This is a genomic window from Tissierella pigra, from assembly GCF_018917845.1.
GTDB classification, from domain to species: domain Bacteria; phylum Bacillota; class Clostridia; order Tissierellales; family Tissierellaceae; genus Tissierella; species Tissierella pigra.
In genome coordinates this window covers 3,480,839-3,505,398 of sequence record NZ_JAHLPJ010000001.1, presented here as the reverse complement: position 1 = coordinate 3,505,398, position 24,560 = coordinate 3,480,839, and the positions used below count along the sequence as shown (strand labels likewise).

The window sequence follows — 24,560 nt, the reverse complement described above, 5'->3', positions numbered from 1 at the left end:
GGATTATATGATATAATTAGAACATAATTTTCATTATAGATTCACAAATTAATCCTTGAGGTGATGTAAATATGTTCAATATAATCCAAGAAGTGAAGAAAATAGAAAAAGATATAATCAGCTGGAGAAGAAAGCTTCATCAAATACCAGAAGTAGGACTAAACCTGCGAAAAACCTCAAAGTTTATAATGGATGAATTAGATAATATGAATATAGAATATCATACCTTAGTAAATGGAAATGCCATCGTAGGGTTAATAAAAGGTAAAGAAGAAGGAAAGACCATAGGATTAAGGGCTGATACAGATGCTCTTCCTGTTAAAGAGGAAACAGGATTAGAATTTGCATCAGATAATGGATGTATGCATGCCTGTGGACATGATGGACATACTGCCGTTTTGCTGGGAGTGGCTAAGATATTGAATGAAAATAAAGATAAATTTAAAGGTAATGTAAAGTTATTATTTCAGCCTGGAGAAGAATATCCAGGTGGCGCAAAACCTATGATAGAAGAAGGTGCTTTGGAAAACCCTAAGGTAGATGCTGTAATGGGATTACATTTAGGTAACTTAGGTAAAGGAATTCCTAAGGGAAAAATAGGAGTATCCTATGGAGCTATGATGGCAGCAGTAGATGTAATGTATATAAAAATAAATGGTAAAGGCTCTCACGGTGCATATCCTCATCAAGCTATAGATCCCATTGTTACAGCTTCTGAAATTGTTTTAGCATTACAGACAATAATCAGCCGTGAAATAGATCCAGTGGAACCAGCAGTAGTATCTGTTACTAGAATAGATGGAGGATTTAACCATAATATAATTCCAGATTCAGTTGAAATCCAAGGAACCATAAGAACAGTAAATGAAGATACTAGGCAGAGAATTTCTAGAAGAATCGAGGAGATAGTAAAGGGAATAACCATGGCACATGGAGCCAATTATGAGATTGACTATGAATTCTGTTATCCCGCACTTATAAACTCAGAGGAGTTTACCAAGGGATTTGTAGAATCGGCTAAGAAGATAATCCCAGAAGATGATATAGTAGAGATGAAAGTACCTGTAATGGGTGCAGAGGATATGTCCTTTTTCTTACAAAGAGTTCCGGGTACATTCTTCTATCTAAGTAACCCAGGGGAAATAGACGGACAATTCTATCCACATCATAACCCTAAATTTGACATAGATGAAGAAGACATATGGAAGGGTGCAGCCCTTATTATACAAAGTACAATAGATTGGTTAAATGAAAACTAGGCTTATGCCTAGTTTTTAGTATATAATGGTGATAATAGGATAAGATGGAGTGAGTTATTAATATGAAATCTAAAGAGTTCAATGCACATAATAAATATATGATATTGAAACATGCCATAAAGGAAGGAAATGTTTCCCGTACCTGTGAGTTATTTGGTATTTCTAGGACAACCTTTTACAATTGGCAAAGAGCCTATCAAAAACATGGTATGCTAGGTTTAGAAATAAAAGAGCCTAAGAAACCTGAAATGCCAAATAAGATTAGTAAAATTATTGAGCAGGAGATACTAGAGTATGTTGGAAGCTATCCTTCAGATGGTCCTAAAAGAATATACTATGAACTAAAAGCTGAGGGCATTGATGTGGGGGAGACTGGGATATATAATGTTTTAAAGAGAAATAATTTGACGAGGAAAACTGACAGACTAAAATATTCTCAGAATAAAATATTACATAAAAAAATTAACCCTAAGGAAAACAAGGAGTTAATAGGACTTTTTAATAAACAAAGAATATACCCAGGATATTTAGTTGTTCAGAGAATTGACTTTATAGGAACTTTTGATGGTATAGGCAAAATATATCAATATAGCTTTTACGATATGGATTCAAAATGGGTAGCAGTGAAATTATATAATAAAAAGCAGGATATTGATGTTTGGCATCATTTTGAGCGTAAACTAGTTTATCTATTGAGGATATTCAATATAAATATTGAAAATTTAGCGACCAATAGGAAAAAAGAATTTCTTCCTTATTTCGTAAGAGGTGATAAATATAAGGAGCTTATGGGTGAACTGAATATAAATCATATATTTATATCTTTAGAGGATATTATGGAATTAGAGGATTTAACACTATTTAACGAGTTTTTAGTAACAGAGTTTTATAATAAAATCAATTCTAATAATGAACTCAATTCATTTATAAAGGTTGAACGAGCATTAAATAAATTTATACGTGATTATAATTTTAGCACCATAATCCAAGAAGGCTTCAATAAAGGCAAAACTCCTGTAGAAGTTGTACTTGAAAGAGCATTACAAAATAATGTGGATTTAGACACATTGCCACTGTGGATTTTAGCATTGATAAATCATTCCAATTGAGGTGATAACAGTGAATAAAGAAGATTGTAAAATTGCAGTAATAGGTGGAGGACTTTCAGGTCTTGTTATAGCCGAAGGACTGCAAAAAAGAGGATATAGAAATATTACTGTTTTTGAAAAAGCTGAACGTATAGGTGGAAAACTTTATACAATATGGCATAGAGAAAAGTCTCATGAATTAGGTGCTATTTTTGGACTGCCATCACAGCCGTATCTTAAATCCTTGATGAAAAGGCTAAATATTAAAGCAGATGGTCCAAAGCTATCTCGTACCAATTACAATACTAAAGGTCAGAAAATCATGCCAATCTCAAAAGAAGAATTAAGAGATTTTATCACTGAATTAGATAGATTTCCAAATGTATTGGAGATGTATAAATCATTTAGAAAATCAAATATTGAAAATATCGAACCAGCACTAATGCTTCCATTCTCAAAATGGTGTGATATACATGAATTCCGAATTTTAAAGACAATCTATACCCAATATTTTACTATCTTTGGATTAGGAAATATTGAAGAAGTACCAGCCCTATATGTACTTAGAATATTAAATTACGAAAATTTAATGTCCTTTATGGAATTGCCAGAATTTATTACATGGAAAAATGGAGTATCTTCATTGACAGAACGTTTAAGTCAGGAGATTAGAGATATTAGATTAGGGCAAAAGGTAGTGGATATTATACTTTCTGACAAAGAAACATTAGTGGTAAAGACTCAATTGGAATCACTTGAATTCAATAAGGTTATTATTACTGCACCTTTAGAGCAATTCGCAAATCTCCGCATTTGGGATGAAGATATGAGAGAAAATCTAAAAAACATAAAATATCAATCCTTTAATGTCTATGGATTTATAGCAAATGAAATACCCAAGGGATGTGGTTGCATATTGGAGAATTTATCTATTGACCAAAATGGTCATATAAATATATGGAATTCCAGATGGGATGAGGAAGAAGGCGAAGGAATGACTATGGTTTACGCATATAATCCTCCTAAAAATACTAAGATTCCCCCACTAGACATTATTAAAAACGATTTATTAAAGCTAGGAGTAGAAAATCCAAGACTTTATCAGGCTAAAAGTTGGAAACATTGTCCCTATGTGGATACTAATACATTGGAAAATGGGTTTTATGATAAAATGGAGGAAATGCAGGGGAAAAATAATATATTCTTAGGAGGGGAAATTATGAGTACCCTTTCCATGGAAAACTGTATTCGATATTCTATTGATTTGTTAAATAGGTTTTTTTAACCACAAAAAAACTCCCAAAAGGGAGTTTTCTATATTATATAGATTTTAACTTTGAATTTTCTTCTGTATTATTCCAAATTTCATCTTTTAGAGGATTTAAACCATATTTAAAAATCCTATGGAATTGCCAAACTGCCAATATTACATTGAGAGCCAAGGATATTATTGCTAGAGTCCAATTGGCATAAGGATTATAACTAACCTTTACATTAAAAATACTGCCTGTAGCAAAGAAATATGGAAAGGTCATAACCCAGGACATCCAGAAAAATAGAGTATGGGCACGATTCTGCATCCAAGTTCCCTTAGACCATAAAAGAGCAGAGATAGTAGGAGCAAGATTAAGAGCCAGTCCAGAATATATGGCATTACCAGGTGCACAGGAATATACATATGATATATTCCATATTCCATAAGCTATAATATATAAAAAGTTTTGATCAGGCCATATCATATCTTTTCTTTTACCTGATGTAGAGTGGATACCAAACCAGCCACATATTACTAATATATTTATAATTCCAGCTATGGCATTTAAGTAATTCCATCCTCCCGAAATATAATACATACCATCAACTATTCCATTGAATCTAGCTATACCAACTTGAAATTCCCTTATTACAGCTTCTAGAATATTAATAGCTAAGATTGCAGGAATAAGTGTTAAATACCATTTATGTTTCTTATGATAATCTGTAAATCTCACAACCATATAGATTAGACAGCCAGCTAGTGCTGAATATACCTTGATCCAGGTAAACCAAGAAGTAATTTCATTAGGTCCTTTAACAACCCAAATGATAGTCAAGATTATTGGCAGAATCATAAACATAAAGATACTTATCTTTTTGCTAGATCGTGACAGTTCATTTAAACCCATAAGAATAAAAAGAACTACAAACCACATAATTATGTTATACCAAGGAAGTGATTCAAAAAAGAACATAGCCAAAAACTCCTTTCATATTATATTTTTAAAATTAGGTTAAAAAAATAACATATATTTAACTACTAGTTTATCACCTAGTTAATGTATTTCAAGGACTTTTTTACATTCAAGTAATATTTACATATCATAATCTTATAACCCATTGATATAAAGGTTTATTATATTATAACTGTAAACCATACATGAAATGAAAAGTTAGATAACATTGGAAATGCTCAATCCTTGAATTTTTGACAATAAAATTTATTTTAAATACAATTAAAGTGACAAAAAAGTAACGATTCATATTGATTATAGTAACCACTTTAGATTAATGAAACTTTATAGGAGGCGGATAGAATGAAGGAATTTAAGGTTTTAGAAATTAAGGAAAGTATTTTTGAGGATAACAATAAGCAGGCAGATTTACTTAGAGGTGAATTGAAGAATAATAATACGTTTTTACTAAACCTAATGTCAGCACCAGGTTCTGGAAAAACAACTACAGTTTTAAAGACCATTGAAGCATTGAAAAATGACATGAGAATTGGAGTAATGGAAGCAGATATAGACTCTGACGTAGATGCTTATGCAGTAGCTCAGACAGGTACAAAGGTTATTCAATTACACACAGGGGGAATGTGTCACTTAGATGCTGATATGACTAAGCAAGGTCTAGAGGGATTAGGTACTGAAAACCTTGATTTTATAATATTAGAAAATGTAGGAAATCTTGTATGTCCAGCAGAATTTGATACAGGCGCATCTAAAAACGCTATGATACTAAGTGTACCAGAGGGAGACGATAAACCATTAAAATATCCATTGATGTTCTCAATTGTAGATGTTTTACTTATTAATAAAATAGATGCCTTAGATTATTTTGATTTTGACCTAGAAGCTGTAGTGGAACGTGCGAAGAAATTAAATCCAAATATAAAAATAATCCCAATATCTGCAAGAACAGGAGAGGGAATTGATGAATGGGCAAATTGGATTAGAGAAGAAGTGAAAAACTGGCAAGAGTAGTAGAGAGTATACAATAGGAGGGAAAGTCTATGGGAAAACCAAAAGTATTAGAATTAGCAAACCATATTGGTAGAAAAAAGCAAGGCTCAAAATCTTCATATAACTATAATGACCCTGAGTATATGATTTTAGAACCAGTTGTCACAGATGAAATGGCAGAAGTAGGATTATGTTTGGAATTTAGAAAGCCAAAAAGTGCAAAAGAAGTAGCACCTTTATGTGGAAAGTCTATAGAATATGCAGAAAAACATCTATGGGAATTGGCAATGGCTGGTGCTTGTTTTGTAAACGAAATAGATGGAGAAGATAAATACTGGCTTGATACTTGGGTGCCAGGGGTTATGGAAATGATGGTAAACAATAAGGAAAATGTAAAAAAATATCCTCAAATAGCAGAGGCATTTGAAGCCTACGGAAGAGTAAGAGGACCAAAAACAGCAGGTGTATTTCCAGTAGGTAAAGGTCTAATGCGTGTTATACCTATAGAAACTGCCATTGATGGTGAGACTAGGAGAGCATCTTATGAGGAAGTATCAAAATACTTAAATGACAGTGATATATTTTCAGTATCTGACTGTTCTTGTCGTACATCTAGGGAAATCATGGGAGAAGGATGTGGACATTTAAAGGAAGATATGTGTATTCAATTAGGTCATGCGGCAGAATACTATATTCGTACAGGCAGAGGTAAAGAAATAACTAAAGAAGAAGCTTTTGAAATCATAAAAAGGGCAGAGGAAAATGGGCTGATGCACCAGATACCTAATTTAGATGGAACTGGAAAAACCCATGCAATATGTAATTGTTGTGGCTGTAGCTGCTTATCTTTAAGAACAGCAGGAATGTTTTTAAATAACGACATGGTTAGGTCTAACTATGTATCCCATGTAGATAAAGAAAAATGTGTTGCCTGTGGAGAGTGTGTTCAAGTATGTCCAGTAAATGCCTTAAAGCTAGGTCAAAAAATATGTACAAAGACTGCTATTGAAGAAAATAAAAGAATAGACCTACCATCTAATACGGAATGGACTTCAGATAAATGGAACCCAGATTATCGTATAAATAGAGAAAATGTAGTAGATTCTGGTACAAGCCCTTGTAAAACTCAGTGTCCAGCTCATATTTCTGTACAAGGTTATATCAAATTAGCTTCTCAAGGTAAATATAAGGAGGCTCTTGAATTAATTAAAAATGAAAATCCTTTTCCAGCAGTGTGTGGACGTATATGTCCAAGGAAATGTGAGGCAGAATGTACTAGGGGAGATATAGATGATCCAATAGCCATAGATGATATTAAAAAGTTTATAGCAGAGCAGGACTTAAATGAGAAAAATCGATATATACCAAAACTTAGACATAATTATGGAAAGAAAATAGCTGTTATAGGTGCAGGACCCTCTGGGTTATCCTGTGCATATTATTTGGCAATTGATGGATATAAGGTAACAGTATTTGAGAAACAACAAGTATTAGGTGGTATGCTAACTCTTGGAATTCCATCCTATAGACTAGAAAAAGATGTTGTAAATGCAGAAATAGATATTCTAAAGGAATTAGGAGTAGAGTTTAAAACTGGTATTGAAGTAGGCAAAGATATAAGCTTAAAGACATTAAGACAACAGGGATACGAAGCATTTTATCTTGCAATAGGAGCACAATCAGGAAGAAATTTAGGCATTGAGGGAGAAGATGGAGAAGGCGTTATTACAGGTGTAGATTTTCTTCGTGAGGTAAATCTTGGTAAAGAAGTAAATCTCCAAGGAAATGTAATAGTCATAGGCGGAGGAAACGTAGCCATAGACGTAGCTAGGACAGCTACAAGAGTAGGAGCGGCAAAGGTAGATATGTTCTGTTTGGAAAGTAGAAAAGAAATGCCAGCCTTAGATGAAGAAGTCCAAGAAGCTGAATCAGAAGACATTGTAATTAACAACTCTTGGGGACCTAAAAGAATCATTAGAGAAAATGGTCGTGTAGTGGCTATGGAATTTAAAAAATGTATTTCAGTATTTGATGAAAACAGAAGATTCAGTCCACAGTATGATGAAGATACTACTATTACAGTAAAAGCAGACCATATATTGTTATCCATAGGTCAAGGAATTGAATGGGGGAATCTATTGGAGGATTCTAAAATAGAACTTAATCCAAATAAGACAATTAAAGCCGACTCATTTACACTTCAAACTGCTGAACCAGATATGTTCGCAGGTGGAGATGCCATGACAGGTCCTAGATTTGCCATAGATGCTATTGCTTTAGGTAAAGAAGCAGCAATTTCTATTCATCGTTTCGTTCAGCCTGGACAAAGTTTAGTATTAGGTCGTGATAGAAAACTATACCATAAGTTAGATAAGGAAAATCTAGTATTTGAAGGCTATGATAATACTCCAAGGCAGAAAATAGACCATGTAGATGGAAAAGTAGCAAAGACTTCTTTTAAAGATTTAAGAGATACTTTCACTGAAGAACAGGTAAAGAAGGAAACAGAACGCTGTTTAAGTTGTGGAGCAACAGTATCAGATGAGTACCTATGTATAGGATGTGGAGCTTGCACAACAAGATGTAAATTTGATGCCATATCCCTTGTAAGAAAATATGATGAAGAAAATATATCCTTTGAAGATTTAAAACCAATAATAGTTAAAAATATGATTAAACGTAAAGGAAGAATGGTTGTTCACAAGGTAAAAAAATCTGTAGGTGTCTATAAGTAGAATATAGGAGTGAGTTATTTGCATGAACTAGGTGTAGTTATTAAGGTTGCTAAAACAGTGGAGAATTTTGCTAAGGTCAATGGAATAACAGATATAGATACTATAGTACTTCAAATAGGACAATTATCTTCTATGATACCCAGATATATTGAAGCTTGTTATCCAGCGGCAGTTCATGGAACCATACTTGAGAACACAAAACTTCAAATAGAAGTTTTACCAGCAAATGGAATGTGTGGAAACTGTGGTAAAGTATTTAACTTAATTGAGAATAAATACTGCTGCCCCCATTGCAGTGGAGAGGATATAGAGTTATTAAGTGGAAAAGAATTTATGATTAAAGAAATAATTGCATGTTGAGAGAGAGGATTATATGAAAAATAAAAAAACAAATGATTTAGTATTAGCAGGAATATTTGTATCTATGGGACTTATATTGCCTATAGTATTTCATGGATTTGGAGGGGGAGGTCCAGTCTTTCTTCCTATGCACATTCCTGTATTAATTGCTGGTTTCTTTTTAGAACTACCATTTGCAATTGCTGTAGGTATATTGACTCCTGTTTTAAGTTCGTTACTAACTGGGATGCCGCCAGTTTTTCCAGTACTGCCATATATGGCTTTAGAATTGACAGTTTATAGTGCTGTAGTAAGTTTACTTTATAGAAAATTAAAACTTAATGTCTATATATCACTTATTATTAGTATGATATGTGGTAGAATAATGGCTGGCATAGCTGTATGGGCATTGATAACATTTTTTACAGTACAACTTCCAAGTCCAGTTTTATTTATACAAGGTGCAATTATTAATGGACTTCCAGGAATTGTAATACAATTAATCTTAATACCTATAATTGTATTATCAACTAACAGATTTAAAAATACAGCAGTATAGGGGAAAGAAATGAAATCACAAAAAGATTTTTTCAACAATATAGCAAATACTTGGGATGAAGTATGTAATCACAATATGATAAAGGTAGAATATATACTGGACCTAATAGACATAAAGAAAGGCAGCCATGTTTTAGATGTGGGAACAGGAACAGGAGTATTGATTCCAAGTTTATCTCAAAAAGTAGGTAAATTAGGCAGAGTAAAGGCAGTTGATATAGCTGAAAAAATGATTGAAGTCGCTAAGGAAAAGAATAAATATGAAAATATCGTATTTGAATGTACTGATATTTTAGAGAATAATGAAATAGAAAGTTATGATTATATTATTTGCTACTCTATGTTCCCTCATTTTCAAGATAGAAAAGAGGAAGCAGTTTGTAAATTAGCAAAAAAACTAAAGGAAAATGGTAGACTTATAATTTGCCATTCCCAAAGCAGAGAAGATATTAACAATCTTCATAAAAGTGCAGACGAAACTGTTAAAGAAGATAATCTTCCTACAATGAAAACTATGGAATCATTTTTTTCAAAGGCAGGACTTAAAATTTTAGAAGAAGTGGATAATGAAGATATGTTTATAATCATGGGATATAAATAATATTATAATATATTAAAAAAACTAGGTAAATCCTAGTTTTTTTAATATATTATAATATTCTCCGTATGATCAAAATCTGAATCAATATCACCATTGTTACCAATAGTAAATTTGTCAATATTAGCTTTGATATTGAACCCCCTTATATCCTTTGCAGTTATATAGATTTCAAATGTATCATTAGTATCTAGTTTCAAGGTAAAATCATCAATAGTAGCAAGGTAGTAGATATAAGAGTCATGGGTTTCCATAGGATCCTCTTCCATAGGATAAGTTTTTATTATATTATCATTATGCTTTAAAATAAGAGATACATCTCTTAAAGAAGCATTTTCATCTTTCTTTTTCAAAAAATGCTCAAAACCATAAGTAGCATTTGTAAAGGATAATGATTTATTAGGATTGACATAGGAATATCCACCTCTTGTACTTACTCTAAAGCTTTCTAACAATTGCCACTCAAAGGCAGGCAGATTTTCTAGATGTTCAACTTTCTTTGTAGTACCAGTATCTATTACAAAGTCTAGATTTAAAGTGTCTTTCATAGGAATATTGATGGAAGAATTATAATTAATTCCATCGGAACTTATGGCTTCCATAAGACTATAATCGCTGTCTCCAATTTTATATGAAAAATAAAACTTATCATCATTGGATATGGACTTAGGACTAACGGATAGAGATATATCCACATTTCCATCTTGTATACTTCCAAATTCGTAATAAAAATCATTGATTATACTAGCTTGTTTTTCCAGTTTGCTTGAAATATCATGAGATAAACCATCAAGGGTTCTAGATACATGATCATTAATTCCATTAACATTACTGGATAAATGATTTAATCTATTATCTATATTTATTACTTTATTAAGTAGAAAAAAGTTCATAAAAAGCAAAGCAATTAAAACTGGAATTACAAATTTATTTGTTTTCTTTTCCATAACAATATCTCCTAAAAATCATAATAACTTATTCCTTCGCAAGAATCTTTGTTATTTCGCCTATATATAATGTATGATGGTCAGCATTAGGATAATTTTTTTCGTTAAGATCTTGAACTATGAAAGATTCAGGCTTATATTCCTGTGCAAATAATTTTTTACAAAAAATTGATATATTTGCTTCCTTAAAATAAGGAATATTGTCATCATATATAACTGTAAGATTAGATTTTTCAATCTTATTTTCATCTCTACCAGATTTATTACCAAGATAGGATAATATGTCTTTAAAATTGTCATCAAAGAAAGTCAAAGAAAATGAATCAGAACTATCTACAAATTCCTTTGTATATCTTTGAGGTCGAATAACAATATATGCTACATTTTTATTCCACATTACACCTAAACCACCCCAAGAGGCAGTCATAGTATTGACTTTTCCTTCCTTCTCAGCAGTAATCAACATCCAATCCTTACCGATTAACTTAAATGGACTAAAATTAAATTCTTCAGGTCTAATTTCTTTAAACATAAAACACTACCCCCTACAAAATTTATTATATATCTTATTATATAACAAAAGATGAAGACTTGACAAATCATTAGATGAACCCATTCTATATTTTAAACTTATTTATTTTGTCATTTAGATTTATAGAAAGTTCATTTAAGATTTCAGCATTTTTAGCTACTTCATCAATGGCAGATACTTGTTGTTCCATAGATGCAGTAATTTCTTCAGAAGCAGCAGCTGTCTCTTGTGATACGGCTGAAATGTTTTCAATGGAGCTAACAATTTTGTCCTTATCTTCATTTAAAATATCTATAAAGCTATTTACACCTTCTATTTCAGCAGTAATTTTTTTAATAGATTCATATATGGCATTAAATGTTAAGTTAACACTTTCAACAGCCTTCGTTTGTTCTTCCGATATAGATTTTACTTCACTCATTATAGAAACAGTATTATTACTTTCCAGTTGAAGACTTTCAACGATTTCAACTATTTTACTAGCAGCATTTTTGGAGCCTTCGGCAAGTTTTCTAATTTCATTTGCAACTACAGCAAATCCTCTTCCAGCATTTCCAGCTCTTGCAGCCTCTATAGAGGCGTTTAATGCAAGCAAATTAGTCTGCTCAGCAATTGAAGATATAGTGTCTAATATTTCTCCAATATTACTGGATTTTTGATTTAATTCTTGGATAGCTTTCTCGATTCTAACCATAGACTGATTATTTGAATTTGTCTTTTCTATTAGTTCTTTAACAGCTAAGGTGCCAGAACTATTTGCTTTATTTGCTTCATGGGCATTTTCATACATTATACTACTATTAATCTTTAATGTTCTAAATTTTTCATCTAAAGATGTGGCTATAATTGAAGAACTTTCTGCATCGTGGGCTTGGTCTTCAGCTCCACGAGCAATTTCTTCGATAGTTCTAGCAATTTCTTCAGAAGAAGCAGCAGTTTCCTCTGATGTTGCAGCTAAATTAGTGGCAGAATTTGAAACTTCATTACTTATATTTATTGCATCAGATAAAAGATTTCTTATACTATGAACCATAGAGTTGAAACTATTTGATAAGACACCTATTTCATCTACAGAGTCTATATCTGTGCTAACTGAGAAATCTCCGTCAGCAAGAAATTCAGCCGTTTCTTTTAACTTAGTCATTTTTTTAGTTAAATTTATGGCATATATTACAACTCCTATGGTTACTAGAATTAAACTTATTATAAAAGATATAAATATATTTGTCATTAAACTCTTTAAGGGGGTATATAATTCACTTTGAGATATGGTAAGTCCAATAATCCAACCTGTTTGTGGAATTTGAGAATAATGTACTGTAAACTTTTCACCATTATCTAAATAATCTCCATTTCCATATTTAGTTTCCAGGATCTTATTTCCCATTTCTACGAAACTTTGATTAGATTCCATTAAAATATTATCTTTCATAATCTTATCTAAATTTTTATCTGCAATATATAGTCCATCATTATTAAGTAAAAATGCCCATCCTGTTTTTCCCACTTCTACTTCAGCTATTAGATTTTGTATACTATTTAAGTCTATATCTGCTGTGACTACTCCTAGTACTTCTTGAGAGTCTCCCAAAAATGGAACAGAAGTAGTAATCATCGTAATATTTGAAGTTTCATCATAATAAGGTTCACTCCATGCAGAATCACTAACGGCATTTTTGCCGTTAATATACCAATCATATTCAAAATAATTATAACTATCATTGCTATATTCCATAGTTAAGTACACTTGTCCATTTTCTTTATGAACATAAGGACCAAAGTATTTTTCTTCATTATTAAGGGCATAAGGTTCAAACCATATACCAGATCCAAAAGTATCATTATTAGTAGTTACAAATTTTTTAATAGTTGAAATATATGTCTCCTCATTAGCAGTAGAAAGAGAGGCTTCAACAGATTTAGCTAAAGTTACAGCCAATTGGTTATGAGTAGACAAATTTTTCTCAATGGATTCAGCAATAAAGTTTATTTGAGAATTCATCTTCTCTGCAATTTCATTATTAATTATAGACTTAGAATAAAAATAGCTGATTATTGAAATAGAAATCATACCTATAATTACTAAAGGTAAAATAATACTTAACAATGAAGCTCTTATACTTTTAAACTTTATACTTCTAAATTTCATCATATAAACTCCCCCCTCATACTTATATATCTAAAGATACCCGAATGTGACATAAAAATGCAAATGTTGATAAAATTCGCAAAGTTTAACATACATTTAACATAAGGTAAAATATATGGTTTTAAGACAAACAACTCTAAAGAATAAAAGATTAAAGACAAAAATAGACAAAGATAGTCAAAAAAGTTTATTTGTTTAGAATTTTTTCAGAGTTAAGGGGTATAATTGGTGAAATATGTTTATTGAAATAAATATGGCACAAAGTATTCAGTTTTTAATTTCTAGATTGGAGGAGATAAAATGAGTCAGGAGATATTATTAGAAAGTGGAACTAATGAATTGGAAATTGTTGTATTTAATGTAGGGGAGAGCATACTTGGAGTAAATGTGGCAAAAGTGGAGAGCATTATTGAAACTTTGCCAATTACAGATGTTCCTAATGCTCATAAAAATGTAAAAGGTGTTATAAACTACAGAGGAAGAGTTATTCCAGTAATTAATATGTTAAAAGCTTTAAGTAAAGAGTGTCAAGACCCAAATGAACGCAGATTGTTAATTTTAATCCATATTAATAATAATGATTTTGCCATTGAAGTTAGTGGAGTTGAAGGTATTAAAAGATTATCATGGCAAGATATAGAATCACCTTCACATATACTAATTTCTCATAATGAAACGCCTACAACTGGAGTAGTTAAAGATAATGAAAGGATTATCTTAATGCTAGATTTTGAAAAAATACTTGCTGACATAGACCCATCTCTGTCATTAAAAGAGTCAAGCCGTACACGAGGATTAGAAGGAAAGAAAATAGTAGTAGCAGAAGACTCGGTTTTTTTGATTAAAATAGTAAATGAATCATTTATTAAAGCAGGAGCCATTGTAGAAAAATTTAGTAATGGTAAATTGGCACTTGATTATTTACGTCAAGTATCAGAAGATGAAGTATATTGTGTTATTACTGATATAGAGATGCCGGTTATGGATGGATTGACTTTAACAAGAGAGATAAAAACCAATGAAAGATTAAAAAGTATTCCTGTAATTCTATTTTCATCTATTGTTAGTGAAAACTTAAAACATAGAGGTTTAAGTGTTGGTGCTGATGGACAGATTACAAAGCCAGAGATAGATAAATTAATCAGTATGGTTATGGAAATTGGAAGTCAAAGAAATATAAAAAAATAAGGAGGAAAGTTTTGTGAAATTAAAATAGAAGCTATTAGTATTTACAACAGCAATTTGTATTGTCTCAATTTTGATTATTTCAGGTATTGACTATTCTTTGTTTATTAAAAACTTAGAAAAGGAAATTAATGAGAAACTTATATTAGAGGCAAATAGTGCTGCTAAGGAAATGGATAAATGGATAATAGAACAAAAAGAGTTTTTAAACGGTATTATAGAAACATCAATCTATGATGAGGTCTATGACAGTGACACCATGGTATCCTTTCTAAAAAGACTGACTAAACAATATTCGGAAAATGTCTTCTATATTGGTTATGATAATAAAGAAACCTACTTAGGAGAAGATGTAGATCTTCCCCCAGATTTTGATGTAAGGACTAGACCTTGGTATGTAGGAGCCATGTCTACTGAAGATTTTTTCATAACTGAGCCATATATAGATACCATAACAGGAGATATGGTAATTACTATTGCTAAACAGTTTGAGACTAAAAGTGGTAGAAAAGGTGCAATGGGAATGGATATATTGGTTAATTATTTAGTAGATTATGTTGACTCCGCTGACTATGGAGAAGATTCATATGCTTTTTTAGTAGATAATAATGGAAGTATATTGACCCATCCAGAAGATGAATTTAAACCTAAGGAAGGTAGTTTTAGTAAGATAGAAGATTTGTTGGAAGGAAAAATAGCAGGAATTATAGGACTAACAGGGGATGAAATTAAAGATAGAACTATAAAAGACTTAGATGGTACAGAAAGACTTTTCTTCTATGGAAATATAAAGGAAGCAGATTGGAATGTAATTATAGCCATATCAAAAGACAGTACAATGGGGATTATAGATACGGCAACATTATTTACTATAATAGCTGCAGTGGCTGTAATTCTTGTATCTACAGTATTAGTTTTATCTATGGCAAATACTATAACAAAACCTATTGTTGCGTCAGTTAAAATTGCTGAGAATATATCAAATCTAGATTTATCACAGAAGATTGAAGAAAAAGACTTAAAAAGAAAAGATGAATTGGGGCAGATGTATCAGTCTTTTGACCTTATTATAGAAAGACTTAAAGTATTCATGGAGAATATGGATGATTCTGTTAAGGTCAATTATGAAGTAAATAGGGAAACTGTGAGTAAAATTTATTATCTATTAGGTCAAGCAGAAGATACTTCAGCAACTACAGAAGAATTATCAGCAGGTATGGAAGAAAGCACAGCCACTACTTTATCCATAAATGAATCCGTTGGTGAAATAGAAGGGGCATTATCAGATTTTGCAATTAAAGTAGAAGATGGGGCAAATGCTTCTAATGAAATAAGTATAAAAGCAGATGGATTAAGTGAACAGTTTATTCAAGCTAGAAGTAAGTCCATGGATGTTTATCGTGATGCAAAAACTGAAGTTGAAAGAGCTATAGAGGCTTCAAGAGAAGTAAATAAAATAAATGTACTATCAAATGCAATACTTGAAATATCAGAGAAAACGTCACTATTGTCATTAAATGCAGCAATAGAAGCAGCAAGGGCTGGAGAAAGTGGTCGTGGGTTTGCAGTAGTAGCAGACGAAATAAGAAAACTTGCTGAAGGTTCTAATTCAACTGTTGGAGAAATACAAGATGTAACAGATAATATTACTAAGGCTGTAGAACGCCTAATAGATGGAGCAAGTGTATTAGTAGAGTTCTTGGAAAAAGATGTGACTAATGACTATGATTCAATGGTACATGCTATAACCCAGTATAAGGAAGATGGTTCTTATTTAAGCAATATAATATCAGATCTTAGTGCAACGGCAGAAGAACTTGCAGCAACTGTAAATCAAATAACTGTATCTATGAATGAAGTATCTACTACTGTAGAGGAGTCAACTATAGCAGCAACAACCATAGCAGAAAAAAATATGAATATAGTAGAGGGAATAAATGATATAAGCAGTATAATTGAGAAAAATGAAGATATATCACAAAAATTAGAAGAAATAGTTTCTCAAGTTAAATTTTAATATAAAATAAAAAATATCATACTCTACCATTACTATATTACTGCCAGATAAATACATGGAGAAGTAATTAAATTTAAAGTATAATATAATATATAAAGTATTTAATCTGGTGGTGAATAGATGTCAAGACTAACAAATGAAACAATAATAGATAGAATAGATTCCTATAATACTTTTATAATGGGGAGAGAATATTATAATTCTGGTAAAGTAAAAGAAGTAAAATCAACTCCAAGTCATAACTATTATGTTGCCAGTATATATGGGAATTCCAAATATGAATCAACAGTTGAATTTAATATGAGCAATTCAATAAAAAAAACAACTTGTACCTGCCAAGATTTTAAAGAGCATTATGGTGATTGTAAACATATAGTGGCATTACTGATGTTGATTATGGACTATGAAAATACAGGGTCAATAAAAAAGCAAAAATCTGAAGGGGATATAAAGAACATACTTCATTATTATAGACAAACTCCTAACAATGCTAAAATGCCTTTAAATTTAGAAATAAATTTTAAATTTACAGATAAAATTCCTAGACTTGAAATGCGAATAGGAGAAAATAAGCTATATGTAATTAGAAGTCTAGGAAAATTTATATCGGATATACGTGGAGAAAAAATAATAGAATTTGGGAAAAACTTCGTATATTCTCCAGAGATTCATTGTTTTGATAATGAAGACCAAGAGCTAATAGACTATTTAACCATATTATATGAAAACTATGAAATAAACTACAACAATTATTTTGGTTCTAGACATTTTAGTACATTTAAAGGAAGCCAAGTAAACTTTAGTCCAAAATCCTTAGAAAGATTCTTTGAAATAATTAAAAATAGAAAATTCAATGCAGAAATAAATCATATGGATTTCAAAGAAATATCCATTATTCATAGAGATTTAGATTTAAACTTAAAACTGGTGGAAAGTCAAAATGATCTTCTTTTAAAGGTAGATGATATGGATATAGTTCCTTTAACGGAAGATTGGAAATATGTTTTTTATAAAGGAAATATTTATAAACTATCAGAACATCAAACAAATACCATAAGACCTATATTCAATGAAATAAATAGAAAAGATACGGATGCCATAAGAATAGAAAAAGAGTTAAAGAATACTTTTGTATCTGAAATCCTTCCAATTATTAGACGAAACTCCAATTTAGAAATAGATAAAACTGTACAAGATTCAATTCATAGTGAACCGCTGAACTCAACTATATACTTTGATAGACAAGGAGATTTAATTTTAGGTAAAGTTATATTTAATTATGGAGATATAGATATAAATCCATTTTCTTCTCAAGATATAAACAAAAAGACCAATAAGATTTTGTTAAGAGATATAGAAAAGGAAAGAACTGTAATGTCTTTTCTAGAGCATGGAGATTTTAAAGTGGAAGATGGAGGATTTTACTTAGAAGAGGAAGAAGAAATTTTTGATTTTATAAATGATATTATTCCAGAACTACAAAAACATTCAGAAATATATTATTCCGAAAGCTTTAAGAATATGGGACTGATAGGGCCTAAAAACTTCAGAAGTGGATTAAGACTTGATAATAAGTTGGATATGCTTCATTTTGATTTCAATATAGAAGGTATAGAAGATAACGAATTAGAAGAAATCTTTAGGAGCATAAAAAAGAAAAAAATATATTATAAGTTAAAAAATGGATCTTTTTTATCCCTTAATAATAAAGAATTTAATGATATAATAGATATGTTAGATTACTTAGATATTGATATAGGAAACTTTCAAAATGGTACATTGGAGATCCCTAAATTTAGAACAATGTATTTAGATAAATTTATTCACAATAGGGGAATCGACTTTATTAAGAAAAACATAGACTTTAGAAGATTGGTAAGGGATATAAATGATCCAGAAGATATAGAATACAAATTACCAGAAAACCTAAATGCAGATTTAAGGGATTATCAAAGATTTGGATTTAAATGGTTAAAAACACTAACTAACTATGGCTTTGGCGGAATCTTAGCTGATGAAATGGGGTTAGGAAAGACTATTCAAATCATCAGTTTCTTATTATCGGAGAAAAAAGAAAAAGGTATAGAGCCTAGTATAGTCATAGTACCCACATCTTTAGTGTATAACTGGGAAGATGAAGTGGAAAAATTTGCTCCAAGTCTTAGGACTTTGGTTATAACTGGAAATAAGGTGGACAGAGGAAATCTAATCAGCAATTCCAAGGATTATGATTTATTAATTACATCATATCCATTGATTAGAAGAGATATAGATGAATATAAAAATATATCCTTTAGACATTGTATATTAGATGAAGCCCAATACATTAAAAACCAAGAATCTTTAAACGCTAAATCCGTTAAAAACATAAGGGCAAAACATTATTTTGCTTTAACAGGAACTCCAATGGAAAATTCCTTATCTGAGCTTTGGTCTATATTTGACTTTCTAATGCCAGGCTATCTTTTAAGCAGTAGAAAATTTGGAGAAAAATATGAAAGACCAATATCTAAGGAAAATAATAATGAAAAGCTAAAGGAATTAAGGGATCAGATTAAACCCTTTATATTGAGACGAACTAAGAAAGATGTACTCAAAGAATTGCCGGATAAGATAGAACAAAAAATAGTGATAGAAATGTCTAAAGAGCAGAAAAAACTATACTTAGCATATTTACAGGCAATAAAAGGGGAAATTTATGATGAAATAAATTCAAAAGGATATGGCAGAAGTCATATAAAAATACTTGCAGGACTGACTAGACTAAGACAAATATGCTGTCACCCTGAAATATTTATAGAGGGATATAATGGCGGAAGTGGGAAGCTAGATTCCTTAGAGGAAATCGTAGTAGAAGCTGTAGAATCAGGACATAGAATACTAATATTTTCACAATTTACCACAATGTTACAAAAAATTAGAACTCTTTTAGAAGAGAAGAAAATTAAAACCCTATATTTAGATGGCTCAACTCCCATAGTAGAAAGGGGTAATCTAGTAAGGGATTTCAATAAAGGCATAGGAGATATATTTTTAATATCTTTGAAGGCTGGAGGCACGGGACTCAATTTAACCTCAGCAGATATGGTAATTCATTTTGACCCTTGGTGGAATCCAGCAGTAGAAGATCAAGCAACAGATAGAGCACATAGAATAGGTCAAGAAGAAACTGTGCAAGTAATAAAACTAGTTACTAAGGGAACCATAGAAGAAAAGATATTTAATATACAAGAAAGAAAAAAGGAAATGATAGATAAAGTAATCAAAGAAGGAGAAACATTAATTACCAAATTATCTGAAGATGAAATAATGTCATTATTTGATATGTAAAAGACTAGACTAAGTTCTAGTCTTTCTATTGTGCTTTGTTCAGTGAATGTTCAGAAAAAACATATATAATTAAAAGATATGCTTTAAAAGAGGTGAAAAATTTATGCAAAATTCATATAAAGGTACTAAGAGTGTTGAAAAAATAGGAGTTATAGGTCTAGGTTATGTAGGTTTACCTTTGGCAATGGCTTTTTCAAAGGAAATAAAAACCATAGGATATGATAGTGATAAAGAAAAAATAAAGGTCTATATGGCTAGTGAAGAATTTAAGAATTCAAATTTAGAATTTACTTGGGATGAAAATAGATTAAAGGAAGCCAATGTTATTATTGTTGCTGTTCCCACTCCCATTAATGGTGAAAATATTCCAGATTTAAACTTAGTTAAAGAAGCTTCTATAGTTGCTGGACGTAACCTTACTAGGAACACAGTAGTAGTATATGAATCTACAGTGTATCCAGGTGTAACAGAAGACATATGTATACCTATTCTTGAAAGAGAATCCAAACTTATAGTAGGAAAAGATTTTAAAGTAGGATACTCTCCAGAAAGAATAAATCCAGGAGATAAAACCAATGTTTTAGGAAATATAGTCAAAATAGTATCTGGTATAGATGATGAAACTATAGAATATATATCTTCTCTATATGAACTTATTATTGAAGCAGGAACTCATACTGAATATTTAAGCTATCAAAGCTTTAAAGATTATAATCAAGTTCTAAACTATGTAAAAAATTTGAAGAAGGGTTCAATTATTACAATTAAAATGGACGGAGTATTGGAAGAAGATGAATATAGTAAGCCACCAGAACCAGCCAAGCCAGCAATAGATAAGCAGTCTACAGTGCCAAAGGATAATATAGTAATTGAATTAACTCCAAAGGAAAGATTAATAAATATGGTAGATTGGCTGTTAAGAGCCTTAGAAGAAACAGAGCATAAAAGTGTACTGGTAGAGGATTTAGAATTCTATGATAATGGTGATTTAAATAAGGAAGTAAATAAAGAACAAACTAAGACTAATACTACTAAAAAAGTTAAAAAAACTCTCTGGTTCAAAAAACAACAATCAAAGGAACCTATAAAAGAGTCTATAAAAGGAATTACAAAGGAAGAATTAGATGAATTTAGAAAGAATAACAATGGAAAAAAATCTAAGGAATATAGCACCATATATACAACTGAGAAATCACTTTCCTATACATTTTATGGAGTTAGCAATATAGAGGTTTTAAATAAGGTTTTAGATAATCTAGATATATTGGAAGTAAAGGGAACTTTCTATATAACTAAAAAAGATTTAATAGATATGCCAGATACAATTAAAAGAATTGCAGAAAAAGGCCATGAAATAGGAATAAGTCTGAAGGAATCGGAAGATAAAGATTTTTATTCTACACTAGAGACTATATTGTTTGTTCAAAGAGAGGTAAATAAACTAACTGACCAAACCCCTGCCTTAGTTCGGTATCCATATTATTTAGAGCTTAATGATGAAATCCTTGAGGCAATATCCAGTGGGAATTGTACAGTACTATGGGATAATATATCCATATCCAGTTCCAAAGTAGGAAAGGATGGAACCTTGAAAGATGTTATGAATAATGCCTTTGGGGAAAGCAATATATCAGTTCATAGGGGTTATGTCATATATTATCGTATGGATTATTATAACGATATAAATATTATTCCAGATTCCATGTTAAAAATAGTAAAAGATAGAATTGACACAATAGCCTATAGTGATGAAATTCCAGATAATGGGTCTTCATATAGTATTCGACCAGCAGGAGATATTATGAAGGGACACAAAGTATATAATTATCCATTAAAGGATGAAGAAATACTTCATATAGTAAAAGATAAAATTCATTCAGGTTATCTTCTAAACTATGGTGAATCAGATAAGTTTGATTTAATAAAGAATAAATATATAGGAAATCCTTTTATTGGCACTCCCAATACATTACCTGGATTTACAGAGGAAGAATTAAAAGATGTAGATAAAACAGGAGTATTTACAGATGATAAGGTGTTATTCCTGACATTTGATGATTGGGCAACAGATAAAGCCATTAACCAATTATTATATGTTTTAGATAAACACGATATAAAGGCAAGTTTTTTTATTAGAACTAACTATATAGATAATAATCCCAATATTTTACGAGGCATTGCTGAAGCAGGTCATGATGTAGGCAGCCATACAAATAACCATTTACCTTTTGCTATAGCAGAAGATACACAGGAGGAAGATGATACTAAGTCAATTTATTATTCTCCTGGGGAAGAGGAACTTCTAGAAAGGAAGAAGGATTTACTAGTCTCATATAATAAGCTTCAATATATAATAGGTGATATATATATGGATAATAGACCTGCCTTAAATACTATATTAAGGCCACCTACTTTGGCAATGAGCAGGTCAGGAATGGAGGCAATTTTAGATATGGGATTTAGCCATATTGTCAGTGGAGACTTTAGCACTCGTGATTATGAAGATAAGAAACCTGAAGCATTAGTATATAAAATAGTAAATGGAATGGTGACAGATAATGGAAATCCTATGAATATACAAAATGGCAGTATATTGGTTCTGCATATGTCTGACTTTAAGGGAAACCCATTCTATGATCCAAATTTAACGGCTAAGGCGTTGGATATGGCAATTCCTATATTAAAGTCAAAAGGATATAGCTTTGCAAGATTAAGCGACTATTTAAAGTAAAGGAGATAGTATGACAGGGAAGGAAATTGAAAAGAAAGAAAAAGTATATGAAGAAGATGTTTTTTTAGAGACTAAAGAAGATCGCCGTCTACTTCCTAATGTACCTGATGATACACAAAAAAGAAGTAATATAGACAGGCGAGGAAAAGGTAGACTAGATGATTCTACTAATGTTAATGATTTTATTAAAGCCAGTGAGTCAGGAATTAGATATAAGGTAAATTATAAAGTAAAGGTAATATTTGAAAATAACGGTGTGAAAGGCAGCTTTTACTGTAAAGGAATAGATATATCCATGACAGGAATACTGCTTGAAATATATAATGAAGAAGATAGAGAGAAGATAGAAACAGCAGATTCTATTAAATTAAACTTTGAGATAATACCAGGAACTATGCCAGAAGGTATGGAAATGACAGTGAAAACAGAAGCTAAAATTGCTAGATCAAAAGTAGTAGATAGGGGCAAAGCCCTGTATGGATTGCAATTCAAAGAAGAATTATCCATCTATAGCAGACGGAAAAAAGATGGATATATACTGACGATTTCAGGTATATTATTATTTTTCATTACAGCTTTTATTGTTTTAATGAGGGCAGAAAGTGTTATTTACTTTAGATTCAACAAATGGTTATACCTATATAGTATTATAGCGGCTTTTTTCCTTCTAAGCAGATATTTATTTGCCGTTTTTTATAAAAGTATTCCAATAGATACTAAGTTTACTCCAGGAGTAACCATAATAATCCCTTGTTTCAATGAGGAAAAATGGATTCAGAAAACTATATTAAGCTGTATAAATCAAGATTATCCCATTGAAAAGTTAGAAGTTATAGTAGTAGATGACTGTTCTACAGATAAATCAGCTGAGAAAATTAAAGAGATTGTCCATAAATTGTATGAAGAAAATGATTTTAAAGTAAAGGATAGGCTAAAATATATTCTTATGAAAGAAAACGGAGGTAAAAGAGAGGCTCTTTCAAAAGGTGTATTGGAAGCTAAACATGACTTAATAGTATTTGTAGATTCAGATAGTTTTTTAAATCCCTTTGCAATACGAAATCTGGTGCAGCCCTTTAAAGATTCTAAAATAGGTGGAGTAGCGGGACGAACTGATGTTGCCAATACCTATACCAATAATCTAACTAAGATACAGTCAGTTCGCTATTATATTGCCTTTCGGATAATGAAGGCAGCAGAAAGTATTTTTGATACGGTTACCTGTTTATCTGGACCACTGTCCTGCTATAGAAAGGAAATAATCTTAGAAAATATGGATTCATGGCTTAATCAGCAATTTTTTGGACAGAAAGCAACCTTTGGAGACGATAGGGCAATGACCAACTTTGTTCTTAGAAAGTATAGAACTTCATATCAGGACTCTGCCATATGCTATACAATTGTTCCCAATGACCATAAGGTGTTTTTAAAACAACAGATGAGATGGAAAAGGTCTTGGCTTAGGGAGTCTCTAATAGCATCTAAATTTATGTGGAAGAAAGAACCCCTAGGTTCACTGACATTTTATATAGGAGTAATGGTTCCAGTATTTGCACCTATAGTAGTAATATATAATTTACTTTATGTACCAATTGTCCATAGAATATTTCCAACTACTTTTTTAGTAGGATTACTTCTAATGGCAATGCTTATGAGTACAGTACAGCTGCTTTTACGAAAAAGTACAACTTGGGTCTTTGGTATATTGTTCTGCATATATTATGAAGCGGTACTTCTATGGCAAATGCCCATTGCTTGGTTTACCTTTTGGAAATCAACCTGGGGAACTAGAATGACTCCAAGTGATGTAGATGCCCAGCTTAAAAAAGATAAAAAGAGACTGAGGAAAGCTAGGAATGTGTAAGAGGTGA

General features: G+C 31.2%; 17 protein-coding genes. 13 read left to right on the top strand and 4 right to left on the bottom strand.

Annotated features, from left to right (window positions below; all coding sequences use genetic code 11):
* Positions 1-71: 71 nt before the first annotated feature.
* The 3 genes from KQI41_RS16990 to KQI41_RS16980 all read left to right on the top strand — a co-directional run bounded on the left by KQI41_RS16990 (position 72) and on the right by KQI41_RS16980 (position 3,632).
* A complete protein-coding gene (locus tag KQI41_RS16990) occupies positions 72-1,259 on the top strand; it encodes a M20 metallopeptidase family protein (protein WP_216585789.1) in 1,188 nt (395 codons plus the stop codon).
* A 62-nt stretch (positions 1,260-1,321) separates the two neighbouring features.
* Positions 1,322-2,368 carry a helix-turn-helix domain-containing protein gene (locus KQI41_RS16985; protein WP_216585788.1) on the top strand — a complete coding sequence of 349 codons (1,047 nt, stop codon included), beginning with the start codon at positions 1,322-1,324 and terminating at the stop codon, positions 2,366-2,368.
* Positions 2,369-2,378: 10 nt separating this feature from the next.
* Positions 2,379-3,632 carry an FAD-dependent oxidoreductase gene (locus KQI41_RS16980; protein WP_216585787.1) on the top strand — a complete coding sequence of 418 codons (1,254 nt, stop codon included), beginning with the start codon at positions 2,379-2,381 and terminating at the stop codon, positions 3,630-3,632.
* 34 nt (positions 3,633-3,666) lie between these two features.
* Here the strand turns inward: KQI41_RS16980 and KQI41_RS16975 are convergent, their stop codons facing one another.
* A complete protein-coding gene (locus KQI41_RS16975) occupies positions 3,667-4,578 on the bottom strand; it encodes a DUF5692 family protein (RefSeq protein WP_216585786.1) in 912 nt (303 codons plus the stop codon).
* 342 nt (positions 4,579-4,920) lie between these two features.
* Here KQI41_RS16975 and hypB point away from each other — a divergent pair, with 342 nt between their 5' ends.
* The 5 genes from hypB to KQI41_RS16950 are packed head-to-tail and all read left to right on the top strand — an operon-like array spanning position 4,921 to position 9,801.
* On the top strand, positions 4,921-5,589 hold the full coding sequence (gene hypB, locus KQI41_RS16970) for a hydrogenase nickel incorporation protein HypB (RefSeq protein WP_216585785.1): 669 nt from the start codon (positions 4,921-4,923) through the stop codon (positions 5,587-5,589).
* Between the two features lie 29 nt (positions 5,590-5,618).
* Positions 5,619-8,303, top strand: coding sequence for an FAD-dependent oxidoreductase (locus KQI41_RS16965; RefSeq protein ID WP_216585784.1), 2,685 nt, complete (start codon positions 5,619-5,621; stop codon positions 8,301-8,303).
* A gap of 18 nt (positions 8,304-8,321) precedes the next feature.
* Positions 8,322-8,663: a hydrogenase maturation nickel metallochaperone HypA/HybF gene (locus KQI41_RS16960; protein WP_216585783.1), complete on the top strand. Its 342-nt coding sequence runs from the start codon at positions 8,322-8,324 to the stop codon at positions 8,661-8,663.
* Positions 8,664-8,676: 13 nt separating this feature from the next.
* On the top strand, positions 8,677-9,201 hold the full coding sequence (locus tag KQI41_RS16955) for an ECF transporter S component (protein ID WP_154440650.1): 525 nt from the start codon (positions 8,677-8,679) through the stop codon (positions 9,199-9,201).
* Between the two features lie 9 nt (positions 9,202-9,210).
* Positions 9,211-9,801, top strand: a complete 591-nt coding sequence (locus KQI41_RS16950) for a class I SAM-dependent methyltransferase (RefSeq protein ID WP_154440652.1) — start codon at positions 9,211-9,213, stop codon at positions 9,799-9,801.
* 41 nt (positions 9,802-9,842) lie between these two features.
* Here the strand turns inward: KQI41_RS16950 and KQI41_RS16945 are convergent, their stop codons facing one another.
* The 3 genes from KQI41_RS16945 to KQI41_RS16935 form a co-directional block, all read right to left on the bottom strand.
* On the bottom strand, positions 9,843-10,745 hold the full coding sequence (locus KQI41_RS16945; RefSeq protein ID WP_216585782.1) for a hypothetical protein: 903 nt from the start codon (positions 10,743-10,745) through the stop codon (positions 9,843-9,845).
* Positions 10,746-10,773: 28 nt separating this feature from the next.
* Positions 10,774-11,277 (bottom strand): flavin reductase, encoded by a 504-nt coding sequence (locus KQI41_RS16940; protein ID WP_154440656.1) that lies wholly within the window; start codon positions 11,275-11,277, stop codon positions 10,774-10,776.
* Between the two features lie 85 nt (positions 11,278-11,362).
* Complete coding sequence (locus tag KQI41_RS16935; RefSeq protein ID WP_154440658.1) at positions 11,363-13,429, bottom strand: methyl-accepting chemotaxis protein; 2,067 nt, start codon at positions 13,427-13,429, stop codon at positions 11,363-11,365.
* Between the two features lie 297 nt (positions 13,430-13,726).
* Between KQI41_RS16935 and KQI41_RS16930 the strand changes: the two genes are divergently transcribed.
* The 5 genes from KQI41_RS16930 to KQI41_RS16910 all read left to right on the top strand — a co-directional run bounded on the left by KQI41_RS16930 (position 13,727) and on the right by KQI41_RS16910 (position 24,553).
* Positions 13,727-14,614, top strand: coding sequence for a chemotaxis protein CheV (locus KQI41_RS16930; protein ID WP_216585781.1), 888 nt, complete (start codon positions 13,727-13,729; stop codon positions 14,612-14,614).
* Between the two features lie 97 nt (positions 14,615-14,711).
* The gene (locus tag KQI41_RS16925; RefSeq protein WP_216585780.1) at positions 14,712-16,628 is read left to right on the top strand and encodes a methyl-accepting chemotaxis protein; all 1,917 of its coding nucleotides are present in this window, start codon (positions 14,712-14,714) and stop codon (positions 16,626-16,628) included.
* A gap of 120 nt (positions 16,629-16,748) precedes the next feature.
* Positions 16,749-19,958 carry a DEAD/DEAH box helicase gene (locus tag KQI41_RS16920; RefSeq protein ID WP_216585779.1) on the top strand — a complete coding sequence of 1,070 codons (3,210 nt, stop codon included), beginning with the start codon at positions 16,749-16,751 and terminating at the stop codon, positions 19,956-19,958.
* A gap of 103 nt (positions 19,959-20,061) precedes the next feature.
* Positions 20,062-22,689 carry a polysaccharide deacetylase family protein gene (locus tag KQI41_RS16915; RefSeq protein ID WP_216585778.1) on the top strand — a complete coding sequence of 876 codons (2,628 nt, stop codon included), beginning with the start codon at positions 20,062-20,064 and terminating at the stop codon, positions 22,687-22,689.
* A gap of 10 nt (positions 22,690-22,699) precedes the next feature.
* Positions 22,700-24,553 (top strand): glycosyltransferase, encoded by a 1,854-nt coding sequence (locus KQI41_RS16910; RefSeq protein WP_216585777.1) that lies wholly within the window; start codon positions 22,700-22,702, stop codon positions 24,551-24,553.
* Positions 24,554-24,560: the final 7 nt, after the last annotated feature.